This is a genomic window from Stenotrophomonas sp. STEN056 (genome assembly GCF_056759635.1).
In genome coordinates this window covers 73,111-85,400 of sequence record NZ_JBRRDL010000011.1, presented here as the reverse complement: position 1 = coordinate 85,400, position 12,290 = coordinate 73,111, and the positions used below count along the sequence as shown (strand labels likewise).

Below are 12,290 nucleotides of genomic sequence, written 5' to 3'. Positions count from 1 at the left end.
GGCCTGCACGCCACGGTGCAGGCCGCCTCCGCCGGCCCGTGTTCAGCCCTTGTGCGCCTCCATCGGCAACAATAGCTGCCCTGATCCAGCCCGGTCGGCGGACGTTCAAAGCCGTTCGCAACACGACCGTCATGACCGAGAAACCGTGAGAACACCACCCCAACTACAGGCACTGATCGACGACGGCGTCATCGAGGAAGTGTTGCGCCCGCTCAAGAGCGGCAAGGAAGCAGCGGTTTATGTAGTGCGCAGCGGTGGCGAGGTGCGTTGTGCCAAGGTCTACAAGGACATGGCCCAGCGCAGCTTCCAGCAGCGCGTGCAGTACCAGGAAGGCCGCAAGGTCCGTGGCAGCCGCGAGGCACGTGCCATCGGCAAGGCCAGCAAGTACGGCCGCAAGCAGCAGGAAACGGCGTGGAAGAACACCGAGGTGGACGCGCTGTACCAACTGCGTGAAGCCGGCCTGCGCGTGCCCGAGCCGTTTGGCTATTTCCACGGCGTGCTGGTGATGGAACTGGTGACCGACGCCGAAGGCTTCAGCGCCGCACGCCTGGGCGAAGTGGTGCTGGACGCCGGGCAGGCGCGTGAATTCCACGCCGTGCTGGTGCAGCAGGTCAAGCTGATGCTGTGCTGCGGCCTGATCCACGGTGACTTGTCGCCGTACAACGTGCTGGTGGGCCCGGACGGCCCGGTGGTCATCGATTTCCCGCAGGTGGTCAGCGCCGGCGGCAACAACGCCGCACGCACGATGCTGCTGCGCGACGTCAACAACCTCACCGCCTACCTGGGGCGTTCGGCACCGGAGCTGCTGGAGACCTGGTACGGCGAAGAGATGTGGGAGTTGTTCCAGGCCGGCGACCTGCAGCCGGACACCCCGCTGACCGGCGACTTCACCCCGGATGAAAGCGCCATTGACCTGGACAGCGTCCGCCACGCCATCAATGACGCCCGCGAAGAAGCCCTCATCCGCCAGCAGGGCCGCGAAGCCGCCGCCGAGAATTACGAAGACTGAGCAAGGCGGCGGCGTTCAAACGCCGCCAGCATGTAGCTGCGGCAGGGGGGCCGAGCCATGCTCCGCAAGGCAGTGCCGCGTATCACCGGCACCGCAGCCAGCACCGACAGTTGTAGCGTTGGCTAAGCGCGACGCAGCGCTGAGGTTCGCCGTGACGCCCCTCGCTCCAATCCCCGCGCCCCGTCCCCTGGGTTGACGCAAGGGAACCCATCGGACTGCGAACCAAGGGGCCGCAACCGATCCTCTTCATCCCGGAAGCGGGCAGCGGCGACGCGCCTGACACGTTGGAGTGAGCCGGACAACCGCTGCTTTGAAGCCCCTCTCCCCTCGCGGGAGAGGGGTTGGGGAGAGGGGGCAGCGCGTCCGCGACACGCACCAACGGCTTGCAACCGTTCCTCTTTGACCCAGAAGCGGGCAGCGGCGACGCAACACCGGGGTCAGCGTCGGGTTCTCCTTTCCATGAATGCGCAAGGATGGGCGCGGCTTCGCAAAGCCGGAAGCAGTGCCCATCGGCCCTGGCTCTCGGCCTGGCAAATGCCGCGTTATGCTCGCCCCGGGTACCCACCGAGCTGGCCATGCACGACGCACATTCGCCACGCCTTGTTCCCGTGCACCGTGCCACCGGCCGGCGCTTCGGCTGGATCCTGCTGTGGCTGGCGCTGGGCGTGCTGAGCCTGCACTTCCTGGTCAGCATCCACGGCCAGTACCGGCACGTGGATCCGCAGCACTACACGATGTACTGGTCACGTCGTGGCTGGCTGTGGCTGCACATTGCCGGTGGCGTACTGGGCATCGTGCTGGGCCCGGTGCAGTTCCTCACCCGTTGGCCGCGGGCATGGCCGCGCACGCACCGCTGGGTGGGGCGGGGTTACATCGGCGGAATGCTGTTGGCCTGTGCCGCCGCGGTGGGGCTGATTGCCACTTCACCGGCGCCGGCGGCGATCACCGGCGCGTTCGCCGGCACCGCGCTGGCCTGGCTGTGCACGGCCCTGGTGGCGATGATCAGCATCCGCCGTGGGCAGGTTGCCCGGCACCGGCGCTGGATGACGCGCGCCTACCTGGTGACCCTGGCCCCGGTCTTCTTCCGCCTGCTGCTGCCGGGCTGGATCGCCCTCGGCCACGCACCAACGCCGGGCGTAATCGCCGTGCTGCTGTGGACCAGCTGGGTACTGCCGCTGCTGCTGCACGGTCTGGCTTCAGCGATGTGGGCCAAGTGGCAGGGCGCTGCAAGGCAGGCCATCACGCCCACGGTGTCTTGATTCCCTGCAGTGCCCGGATCACCAATCGGGCAGGCATGCATGGCCCCATCGGTTCTGGTCCTGGAAGGCGCTTCCGTTGCCAATCATCCGGAGTGGCGGGATTACCCGCACGCGCGTCCTCAGCGATGATTCCGAGACAGCACCATCGAGTAGGCGAACCTGCCTGGCGGGTGCAGGCTGGTCGCCAACAGCAACAGGCGCCCATTGGCATCGCGATAGCGGCGCTGTACACGCAGCGCCGGTTCGGTCTTCCTGATGTCCAGCAGTTTGGTGTCGGTTGCGTCGAACGAGGCAGCGTCAAAGACCTGTTCCACTTTCGACAGTCTTGTCGGGTCAAGGAACCTGGCCACGGCACGGGCGGCACTGGAAACCTCCAGCAGCTCTTCCGTGGGTACGCCGTTTCGTGTGGGTATCAGCATTTCGGTCACAGCGATGGGCGCGCGGCTTTTTCCTTCCAGGCGCAGGCAGTGCAGGCGCAGGTATTCCTTGCCCTCGTTGATCTCCAGGCGCTGCGCCATACCGGCGTTGGCGATGTGGCGTTGCGCGCTCACTACATTCAGCCGGGTGCTGTTGCCGTACTGCATCAGCAGCTCAACGGTGTCGATCTCCTGCTCGTAACGCATTGCCGCACGCTGCGCGATCACCCGGGTGCCGGCGCCGGGGCGGCGCTGTACCAGGCCGGCGCTGATCAACTGCGCCAGCGCCGCGCGTGCGGTATGACGGCTGACGCTGAAGCGCTCGCACAGTTCCAGCTCGGTGGGCAGCAGCGTGCCCACGGCGTATTCGCCCGTTTCGATTGCCGCCTGCAACAGATCGCCAAGTTCGGCATAGCGGGGCTTGCTGCGTCGCGTAACAGTCATCTGTACTGATCCTTGTTCAACGTCTGTACGAAAGCGCCTGCCAAGGGTGCTCCAGCGCCTTGCGGCGCCCGGCAGCGGCGAATGGCAATCCGGCGCGGGCCATGGCGTGGACATCACGCTGACGCAGCTCCGCGACACCGCCTTGCTGACGATGCCGTCCACCTCCGCGCGCACCAGGCTCACTGGCCCCGCGGGAAGCACCGGCCCACGCCTGCGTTCACCTTTGGGAGGTTGGCTGGGAGCGCAATGATGCCGCGCGCAACGGCCCATTGGCGAGCGCCCTGCAGCAGGTCGGGTTGCTTTCCACCGCAACGCTGCATCAGCAGGAAAGCCGTAACCGCGAGTGTCATGGTCACATTCGCGTGACATGCAGCAGATGACCGTGCCGGTCGGTGCTGTCCGCCAGGTCATTGCATGGCACCCTGCGCTTCCTGATGCCGGAGTTGCGTGGTGGCCGGAATGAAATTGCTGGAAGGTGTTCGCGTGCTCGATCTGTCGCGCATTCTCGCCGGGCCGTGGGCCACGCAGGTGCTGGCCGACTTTGGTGCCGACGTGATCAAGGTCGAGCGACCGGGCGTCGGCGATGACACCCGCAGCTGGGGGCCGCCCTATCTGAAAGACAGCAACGGCAACGACACCACCGAGTCGGCGTATTACCTGTGCGCCAACCGCGGCAAACGCTCGCTCGCCATAGACTTCACCACCGACGAAGGGCAGGCGCTGATCCGCGAACTGCTCGCCCGCTGCGACGTGCTGGTGGAAAACTACAAAGTCGGCGGTCTGCAGAAATACGGGCTGGATTTCGCCAGCGTGCATGCCCTCAATCCGAAGCTGGTGTACTGCTCGATCACCGGCTACGGCCAGGATGGCCCGTATGCGCTGCGCGCCGGTTACGACGCCGCCATCCAGGCCATCGGTGGGTTGATGAGCGTCACCGGCGAGCCGGACGGCTCACCCGGCGCGGTGCCGCAGAAGGTGGGTGTTGCAGCCACTGACCTGATGACCGGCATGTATGCCGCTACCGCCATTCTTGCGGCCTTGCGCCATGCCGAGCGCACCGGCGTGGGCCAGCAGATTGATCTGGCGTTGCTGGATACGCAGGTGGCGTGGCTGGCGAACCAGGCATCGAACTACCTGGTCGGCGGTGTGGTGCCGACGCGGCAGGGCACCGCACATCCCAACATCGTGCCGTACCAGGTGATGCCGGCGTCCGATGGATATTTCATGCTCGCCGTTGGCAACGATGGCCAGTTCGCGCGCCTGTGCGAGGTGATCGGCGCGCCGCAGCTGGCCAGCGATCCACACTATGCCACCAACAACGCGCGTGTCGCGCACCGCGGCGAACTGGTGCCGTACCTGCAGCAGCGCCTGTGCACGCGCCCGGTTGCCGAATGGTTGGCGGCGTTGGAAGGCGCCGTGGTGCCGGCCAATCCGGTCAACCGCATCGACCAGGTATTTGACGATGTGCAGGTGCAGGCACGCGGCCTGCGCATCGAACTGCCGCATGCCGGCGGCGGCAAGGTGGCGATGGTGCGCAACCCGCTGAAATTCTCGGCCACGCCGTTGCAGTACAGTCATGCCGCGCCGGTGCTGGGGCAGCACACCACGCAGGTGCTGGATGACGTGTTGGGAATGGATGCGACGCGGCTGCAGGAATTGCAGGTGCTGGGTGTGATTGCGGGGTAGCAGCGTTACCTCCCCCCAACCCTCCCCTTCGCCATGCGAAAGGGAGGGGGCAGATCATGCGGCGATGTCGGAGCACTGCGGTTTAGCTCTCTCTTTGCCGAAGGCAAGGGGAGGGCGGGGGAGGGGGGCACTTCGCGATTGATCCGCAGTGGATGCATTGCCCGCTTGCCGAGCAAGCGCGCTGCTACGCGCCGCCGGGAAACCCATGCTGGCGCCATGCCTCGAACACCATCACGGCGACCGAGTTGGACAGGTTGAGGCTGCGGTTGTTGGGTTGCATCGGCAGGCGCAGGCGGCGGCCGTCGGGCAGCGCGTCCAGCAGGTCCTGCGGCAGCCCGCGTGTTTCCGGGCCGAACAGGAACGCATCGCCATCGGCGAATTGCACGCTGTCGTAGCGCACGCTGCCACGGGTGCTCATCGCGAACAGGCGCTTGGGCGCAATGCGCGCCAATGCAGTCTCCAGGTCGGGATGGACCTGCAGCTTGGCGTACTCGTGGTAATCCAGGCCGGCGCGCTTGAGCTGCTTGTCACTGAGGTCAAAGCCAAGGGGCTCGATCAGGTGCAGCCGCGCGCCGGTATTGGCGCAGAGCCGGATCACGTTGCCGGTGTTGGGCGGGATCTCGGGCTGGTACAGCAGGACATCGAAAACGGGTGCGGAAGTCATCGGCGAAGTTTACGCCGGGCCGCTTCCGTGGGGTCTGGTTCAGTGCGAAACCAGACCCTTGGCGACCACGTTGCCGACGGCATCGGCGGCCAGTTCGGCAGCCAGTGCCTGCACCTGCTGCACGTCCGGGCGGACGGTGACGGCGGGCAGCGACACCACCCAGTTGGCAACGCTGGCGATCGGCGTGGCAGCGGCCAGCTGGGTGGCGGCCTGTTCGGCCATCAACTCGACGATCTGGCCGACGGTCGGGCGCACCTGCACGGCAGCCAGGGTCGGGATGGCGCTGGTGGCTTCATGCTCGGCCTGGGCCAGCTGGTCGGCGGAGGGGCGCACCTGCACGGTTTCCAGGGTGACGATGTCCGAGGCCTGCACGGTCGAGGCAAAGCCGGCGGCGAGTGCGATGGCGATAGCGAGAGACTTGGCGTTCATGGCGGGGCCTGTTTAGTGTGTGTGATCAGCGGTGTGGTAGTAATGTAGTACACCAAATAACGGGGCGCAAGATATTTCTCTGTTTTCCCGTATTTGTTCAGCAATCAGTCATGTTGCGTTTGATTGATCTGGTTGCACTCAGAAGTACGCAGGACGCGCGCCAACTGTATCCATATGAATTCAAAGGAATTATTTGAATTCCGGTGTGTCCGCTGTCCGGACACTGGGCTTGCGGCAAGGCCGTCCGCGGACACTTGCCGGTCCGCGCGCCCGCATGACCCATGGCGTATGCAGCACCGGCCCGTGGCCGGTTAGGATCGGCGTTCACATTCATGCCTCAAGGAAAGTGGAATGAACGCAGCACCCCGTACCGCCCTTCTGACCCTGGCGCTGAGCGCTGCCCTCGGCGGCTTCGTCGGCATGCCCCTGCCTGCCGAAGCCAAGGCCAAGCCCGCTGCGACGGCGTCCGTGGACATTCCCTATGAGGAGTTCACCCTGCCCAATGGCCTGCGCGTGGTGGTGCACACCGACCGCAAGGCGCCGATCGTGGCGGTGAACATCTGGTACCACGTCGGTGCCAAGGACGAGCAGGTCGGCCGCACCGGCTTCGCGCATCTGTTTGAACACCTGATGTTCCAGCGCAGCGAAAACCACGACGGCGAGTTCTTTGAACCCTTCAAGCAGGTAGGTGCCACCGACCAGAACGGCACCACCAACACCGACCGCACCAACTATTTCCAGAACGTGCCGACCACCGCGCTGGACATGGCGCTGTGGATGGAGTCCGACCGCATGGGGCATCTGGTCGGCGCCATCGACCAGGCCGCACTGGATGAGCAGCGCGGCGTGGTGCAGAACGAAAAGCGCCAGGGCGAGAACCAGCCTTACGGGCAGGTGTGGGACAAGCTCACGCGCGCGCTGTACCCGGCAAGCCACCCGTACCACCACGGCGTGATCGGGTCGATGAACGACCTCAACGCCGCTTCGCTGGATGACGTCAAGACCTGGTTCCGCACCTGGTACGGCCCCAACAACGCGGTGCTGGTGCTGGCCGGTGACATCGACGCGGCCACTGCGCGGCAGAAGGTGGAAAAGTTCTTTGGTGACATTCCGGCCGGGCCGACCATGGCCCAGCCCAAGGTCGATGTTGCCCAGCGCCCGGCCACCACCCGCGAAGTGATGACCGACAAGGTGCCGCAGGCACGCATCTACCGCGCCTGGAACGTTGCCCAGGTCGGCACCACCGACATTGACCAGCTGGAGTTGTTCTCCTATGTGCTGGGCGGCGCCAAGTCTTCGCGTCTGGACCAGCGCCTGCTGCACAAGGACAAGCTGGTGGACAACATCAGCGCGATGACCGACGCCTCGCAGCTGGGCTCCAATTTCCTGGTCATGGCCACGGTCAAGCAGGGCGTGGACCCGGCCAAGGTGGAAGCGGCCATTGATGAAGAGATCAGGCGCCTGATCGCCGAAGGCCCCACTGCCGACGAACTTGAGCGTGCCAAGGTGCAGTCGCGTGCCGGCTTCGTGCGCGGCATCGAGCGTATTGGTGGCTTCGGCGGCAAGGCCGACGCGCTGGCGCAATGCACGGTGTATGAAGGCAACCCGGGCTGCTTCCGCACCTCGCTGGCCAATATCGAAGCGGCGACCGCTGCCGACGTGAAGGCTGCCGGCGCCAAGTGGCTGGGCGTGGGCGACCACACCCTGGTGGTCGAGCCGGGCGAGCGTGTGGCATTGGAAGAACTGCCCTCGGGCAAGCCGACGCCGTTCAACGTGCCGGCCGTGGATGCCAAGTTCACCACGCTGCCGAGCCAGGTGGACCGCAGCGCCGGTGTGCCGCAGACCAAGACCTTCCCAGAACTGAAGTTCCCGCAGCTGCAGCGCGCCACGCTGAAGAACGGCACCCAGGTGGTGCTGGCCGAGCGCCACGACATCCCGGTGGTGCAGTTCAGCTATGAGTTCGCCGGTGGCTTCACCGCCGACCAGGGCCACAAGCCGGGCACCGCCAACTTCACCATGGGCATGCTGGACGAGGGCGCCGGTCAGCTTGGTTCGCTGGCGCTTGCCGATGCCGTGGAGAGCCTGGGCGCCAGCATTGGTGCCGGCGCGTCGCTGGATGGCTCCAACGTCTACCTGTCCGCACTGAAGGAGAACCTGGCACCGTCGCTGGCCCTGTATGCCGACGTGGTGCGTGAGCCGCGCTTCGACCAGAACGAGATCGACCGCATCAAGGCCACCTGGATCGCCGGCATCCAGCAGGAGAAGGTGCAGCCCAACGCGGTGGCGATGCGCGTGCTGCCGCCGCTGCTGTACGGCGCCGGCCATCCGTATGCCATCCCGTTCACCGGCAGTGGTGACGAAGCGGCGATCCAGTCGCTGACCCGCGCTGACCTGACCGCGTTCCACCAGCAGTGGCTGCGTCCGGAAGGCGCCACCCTGATCGTGGTGGGCGACACCACGCTCAAGGAGATCGTGCCGCTGCTGGAGCGCGAGTTCGGCGACTGGAAGGGCGTCGGCGCTGCTCCAAAGGTACAGGCGCCCAGCGACGTGGCACGCCCGCAGGCGGCACGCGTGTTCCTGATCGACCAGCCCGGCGCGGTGCAGGCCAACCTGTTTGCCGGTGAAGTAACGCCGTCAACGATGGACGCCGGTGCCACCCGTTTCGACATCGCCAACGGCGTGCTGGGCGGTGATTTCACCTCGCGTTTGAACATGAACCTGCGTGAGGACAAGCACTGGTCCTATGGCGCACGTTCAATGGCTTCCAACGCGCTTGGCCAGCGGCCGTGGATGGCCATTGCGCCGGTGCAGATCGACAAGACCGCCGATGCAATGAAGGAGATGAATGCCGAGATCACCGGCTTTGCCACCGGCCAGCGCCCGCCCACCGACGCCGAAGTCAGCCGCATCCGCAACATCCAGACGCTGAGCCTGCCCGGTGCCTACGAAACCGCAGCGGCGGTGATGAACACCGTGGGCAGCATCGTCCGTTACGGGCGCCCGGACGATTACGTGTTCAAGCGCAAGGCCGAGGTCGAAGCGATGACCCCGGCGCAGGTGGCCGAAGCGGCCAGGACGCTGGATCCGTCCAAGCTGACCTGGGTGGTGGTGGGTGACCTCAAGCACACCGAAGCGCCGGTCCGCGCATTGGGGCTGGGCGAAGTCACCGTGATCGACGCCGACGGCAAGCCGGTAGCGGCCAAGGCGAAGTAAGCACGGCCATCGCGCATACACCCGCCGTAGCCAAAGCCCCTCTCCCGTTTACGGGGGAGGGGGTGAGGGGAGGGGAAGCTTCAAGCAAGCAAAAAAAGAAGCCCCTTCATCCGCCCTGAAGCAGGCAACCGCGCTGCCATCGCGCAAACCCGCAGCAAGCAAAGCCCCTCTCCCGTGAACGGGAGAGGGGTTGGGGTGAGGGGAAGCTTCAAGCAAGCAAACCCCAAGCAAGCAAACCCGAAGCTCCCCCTCATCTGCCCTCCGGGCACCTTTCCCCGCAAACGGGAGAAGGCGGGATCGAGTCCGCATGGCATCTGGATCATCACGCGTTCATCCATTCACGGCACAATCCGTTCCGATCATCACAAGGAATACTTCATGCGCGTCCTGCTTCTGTCCGTCCTCATCGCCAGCACCGCCGCCTGCACCTGGGTGCCGATCGAGTCCGGCGGCAAGGCCGTGCGCGTGCTGCCGGCCGGCCCGGTGGCGCCGGGCTGCGTGGCCAAGGGCGAGATCGTGGTGTCGGTGAAGAACAAGGTCGCTTTCTACAACCGCAACCCGCTGCGCGTGCAGGAAGAGCTGGAAACCCTGGCCCGCAACGAGGCGCCCAGTGCCGGCGCCAACGCCGTGCAGGCCATGGGCCAGCCGGCCGATGGCAGCCAGCGTTTCTCGGCCTGGCAGTGCCCGCCGCGCTGAATCACCGCCGCAGAAGCCTCCCGCTGAGGCGGCTGGCATGCTGACAGCACTGCAATCACTTGCCTGATGCTACAGATGGGCACCTCCGCGTTCCATACGCCGGGGTGCTGATTTGTAAAGATGCGGTAAAAAAGCGCAGACGCTAGAATAGCGCCCCCTTCGCCTGAGTCTTGGCGCTTTCCGATGCCTTTCCAGAATGTCTCGATCGCGGGACTGGCGCATATTGATGCGCCGCATACGCTGACCTCCAAGGAAATCAACGAACGGCTTGCGCCGACGTTGGAGCGCCTTGGCATTCGCGCCGACGTGCTGGGCGATATCGCCGGCATCCACGCGCGTCGCCTGTGGGACCAGGGCACGCTGGCTTCAGACGCAGCCACCATGGCCGGGCGCAAGGCGCTGGAAGACGCTGGCATCACTGCCGACAAGGTCGGCCTGCTGCTCAATACCTCGGTCAGCCGTGACTACCTGGAGCCGTCCACGGCGTCCATCGTGTCCGGCAACCTGGGCATCGGCGAAGACTGTGTCACCTTCGACATCGCCAACGCCTGCCTGGCCTTCATCAATGGCATGGACGTGGCCGCGCGCATGCTGGAGCGGGGCGATATCGACTATGCGTTGATCGTCGACGGCGAGACCTCCAACCTGGTCTACGAAAAGACGCTTGAGCGCATGATGGCCCCGGACATCACCGCCCAGCAGCTGCGCGACGAAGTGGCCGCGTTGACCACCGGCTCCGGTGCCGCCGCCATGGTGCTGGCGCGTTCGGAGCTGGTGCCCGACGCCCCGCGTTACAAGGGCGGCGTGACCCGTGCGGCCAACCAGTGGAACAAGCTGTGCGTGGGCAACCTGGACCGCATGGTCACCGACACCCGCCTGCTGCTGATCGAAGGCATCAAGCTGGCCACCAAGACCTTTGAGGCGACCCGCATTGCGCTGGGCTGGGCAGTGGAGGAGATCGACCAGTTCGTGATCCACCAGGTCAGCCAGCCGCATACCAACGCCTTCATCAAGGCCTTTGGCATCGACCCGAAGAAGGTGATGACCATCTTCGGCGAGCACGGCAACATCGGCCCGGCCTCGGTGCCGATCGTGCTGAGCAAGCTGCGCCAGCTGGGCAAGCTCAAGAAGGGCGACCGCGTCGCGCTGATGGGCATTGGCTCGGGCCTGAACTGCACGATGGCCGAGGTGGTTTGGTAAGTTCCTGGCCGTAACGCCAGAACTTTCAGATCGCATGTTGTTCCCTTCTCCCCTCGCGGGAGAAGGTGCCCCGAAAGGGGCGGAAGAGGGGGATGCGTGCGCAGCACGCATGAGCGCGGAGTCTGAGCGGTTGTTCAAGCTCCTCCACTTCGTTCCACCCTCTCCCCAACCCCTCTCCCATGAAGGGAGAGGGGCTTTGTTCCCAGGGCCGGTTCTGCCGGCCTTTTTCGCAGGTGCAACCCGATGAACAAGTTCCCCGGTTACCCCAGCCACACCCAGCGCTTCGAAGTGCGTCCCGGCCTGTCGATGAACTACATCGATGAGGGCCCGCGCGACGGCGAGGTGGTGGTGATGCTGCATGGCAACCCGTCGTGGAGCTACCTGTGGCGGCACCTGGTCAACGGCCTGAGCGACAAATACCGCTGCATCGTGCCCGACCATATCGGCATGGGCCTGTCCGACAAGCCCGACGACAGCCGCTACGACTACACCCTGCAGTCGCGTGTGGACGACGTTGAGGCGCTGCTCAAGCACCTGGGCATCACCGGCCCGGTGACGCTGGCCGTGCACGACTGGGGCGGCATGATCGGCTTTGGCTGGGCGCTGTCGCACAACGCGCAGGTCAAGCGCCTGGTCATCACCAATACCGCCTCGTTCCCGTTGCCGGCGGAAAAACCGATGCCCTGGCAGATCGCGATGGGCCGGCACTGGAAGCCGGGCGAGTGGTTCATCCGCACCTTCAATGCGTTCTCCTCCGGCGCCTCGTGGCTGGGCGTGAGCCGGCGCATGCCGGCCGATGTGCGCCGCGCCTATGTGGCGCCGTACAACAACTGGGACAACCGCATCTCCACCATCCGCTTCATGCAGGACATCCCGCTGTCGCCGGCCGACAAGGCGTGGTCGCTGCTGGAGCGTGCGGCGGCGGCATTGCCGTCATTCGCCGACCGCCCGGTGTACATCGCCTGGGGCCTGCGTGACATCTGCTTCGACCACCACTTCCTCACCGGCTTCCGCAAGGCACTGCCGCAGGCCGAAGTGACGGCGTTCGAGGACGCCAATCACTACGTGCTGGAAGACAAGCATGAAGTGATCGTGCCGGCGGTGCGTGCGTTCCTGGAGCGCAACCCGATCAAATAACGCGCCATGATCCGCCCCCTCCCTTTTGCGGAGCAACGGGGAGGGTTGGGGAGGGGTGTAGCTTCCCGCCATCAGCTTCGCGACCGAGGCCGCTCCTACGACGGGCGCACCTGTGCGAAGCTGCGCGCTCTTTCCGA

Annotated in this window: 10 protein-coding genes; 7 read left to right on the top strand and 3 right to left on the bottom strand. The window is 65.5% G+C overall.

Translation table 11 applies throughout. The features are described from left to right. Positions 1-145: 145 nt before the first annotated feature. The gene (locus ACVOLO_RS08515; RefSeq protein ID WP_481569813.1) at positions 146-1,009 is read left to right on the top strand and encodes a PA4780 family RIO1-like protein kinase; all 864 of its coding nucleotides are present in this window, start codon (positions 146-148) and stop codon (positions 1,007-1,009) included. A 575-nt stretch (positions 1,010-1,584) separates the two neighbouring features. Then, complete coding sequence (locus ACVOLO_RS08510) at positions 1,585-2,268, top strand: DUF2306 domain-containing protein (RefSeq protein WP_481569812.1); 684 nt, start codon at positions 1,585-1,587, stop codon at positions 2,266-2,268. A gap of 119 nt (positions 2,269-2,387) precedes the next feature. Here ACVOLO_RS08510 and ACVOLO_RS08505 read toward each other — a convergent pair whose 3' ends face one another. Next, the gene (locus ACVOLO_RS08505; RefSeq protein WP_481569811.1) at positions 2,388-3,128 is read right to left on the bottom strand and encodes a GntR family transcriptional regulator; all 741 of its coding nucleotides are present in this window, start codon (positions 3,126-3,128) and stop codon (positions 2,388-2,390) included. Positions 3,129-3,587: 459 nt separating this feature from the next. Here ACVOLO_RS08505 and ACVOLO_RS08500 point away from each other — a divergent pair, with 459 nt between their 5' ends. Beyond that, positions 3,588-4,814, top strand: coding sequence for a CaiB/BaiF CoA transferase family protein (locus tag ACVOLO_RS08500; RefSeq protein WP_481569810.1), 1,227 nt, complete (start codon positions 3,588-3,590; stop codon positions 4,812-4,814). Positions 4,815-4,998: 184 nt separating this feature from the next. Here ACVOLO_RS08500 and trmL read toward each other — a convergent pair whose 3' ends face one another. Together trmL and ACVOLO_RS08490 are read right to left on the bottom strand one after the other, a co-directional pair. Next, a complete protein-coding gene (gene trmL, locus ACVOLO_RS08495; RefSeq protein ID WP_481569809.1) occupies positions 4,999-5,478 on the bottom strand; it encodes a tRNA (uridine(34)/cytosine(34)/5-carboxymethylaminomethyluridine(34)-2'-O)-methyltransferase TrmL in 480 nt (159 codons plus the stop codon). A 39-nt stretch (positions 5,479-5,517) separates the two neighbouring features. Further along, a complete protein-coding gene (locus tag ACVOLO_RS08490; protein ID WP_481569808.1) occupies positions 5,518-5,907 on the bottom strand; it encodes a hypothetical protein in 390 nt (129 codons plus the stop codon). Between the two features lie 351 nt (positions 5,908-6,258). Between ACVOLO_RS08490 and ACVOLO_RS08485 the strand changes: the two genes are divergently transcribed. The 4 genes from ACVOLO_RS08485 (at position 6,259) to ACVOLO_RS08470 (ending at position 12,153) form a co-directional block, all read left to right on the top strand. Then, positions 6,259-9,120 (top strand): M16 family metallopeptidase, encoded by a 2,862-nt coding sequence (locus ACVOLO_RS08485; RefSeq protein ID WP_481569807.1) that lies wholly within the window; start codon positions 6,259-6,261, stop codon positions 9,118-9,120. Positions 9,121-9,498: 378 nt separating this feature from the next. Then, positions 9,499-9,816, top strand: coding sequence for a DUF4156 domain-containing protein (locus ACVOLO_RS08480; RefSeq protein WP_481569806.1), 318 nt, complete (start codon positions 9,499-9,501; stop codon positions 9,814-9,816). A 183-nt stretch (positions 9,817-9,999) separates the two neighbouring features. Beyond that, positions 10,000-11,016, top strand: coding sequence for a 3-oxoacyl-ACP synthase III (locus ACVOLO_RS08475; RefSeq protein WP_481569805.1), 1,017 nt, complete (start codon positions 10,000-10,002; stop codon positions 11,014-11,016). Positions 11,017-11,259: 243 nt separating this feature from the next. After that, a complete protein-coding gene (locus ACVOLO_RS08470; RefSeq protein ID WP_481569804.1) occupies positions 11,260-12,153 on the top strand; it encodes an alpha/beta fold hydrolase in 894 nt (297 codons plus the stop codon). Positions 12,154-12,290 lie beyond the last annotated feature (137 nt).

Coding starts and splice junctions, on each gene's coding strand:
- ACVOLO_RS08500 (WP_481569810.1), top strand. CDS start 3,588: ATGAAATTGCTGGAAGGTGTTCGCGTGCTCGATCTGTCGCGCATTCTC.
- ACVOLO_RS08485 (WP_481569807.1), top strand. CDS start 6,259: ATGAACGCAGCACCCCGTACCGCCCTTCTGACCCTGGCGCTGAGCGCT.
- ACVOLO_RS08480 (WP_481569806.1), top strand. CDS start 9,499: ATGCGCGTCCTGCTTCTGTCCGTCCTCATCGCCAGCACCGCCGCCTGC.
- ACVOLO_RS08490 (WP_481569808.1), bottom strand. CDS start 5,907: ATGAACGCCAAGTCTCTCGCTATCGCCATCGCACTCGCCGCCGGCTTT.
- ACVOLO_RS08470 (WP_481569804.1), top strand. CDS start 11,260: ATGAACAAGTTCCCCGGTTACCCCAGCCACACCCAGCGCTTCGAAGTG.
- ACVOLO_RS08510 (WP_481569812.1), top strand. CDS start 1,585: ATGCACGACGCACATTCGCCACGCCTTGTTCCCGTGCACCGTGCCACC.
- ACVOLO_RS08475 (WP_481569805.1), top strand. CDS start 10,000: ATGCCTTTCCAGAATGTCTCGATCGCGGGACTGGCGCATATTGATGCG.
- trmL (WP_481569809.1), bottom strand. CDS start 5,478: ATGACTTCCGCACCCGTTTTCGATGTCCTGCTGTACCAGCCCGAGATC.
- ACVOLO_RS08505 (WP_481569811.1), bottom strand. CDS start 3,128: ATGACTGTTACGCGACGCAGCAAGCCCCGCTATGCCGAACTTGGCGAT.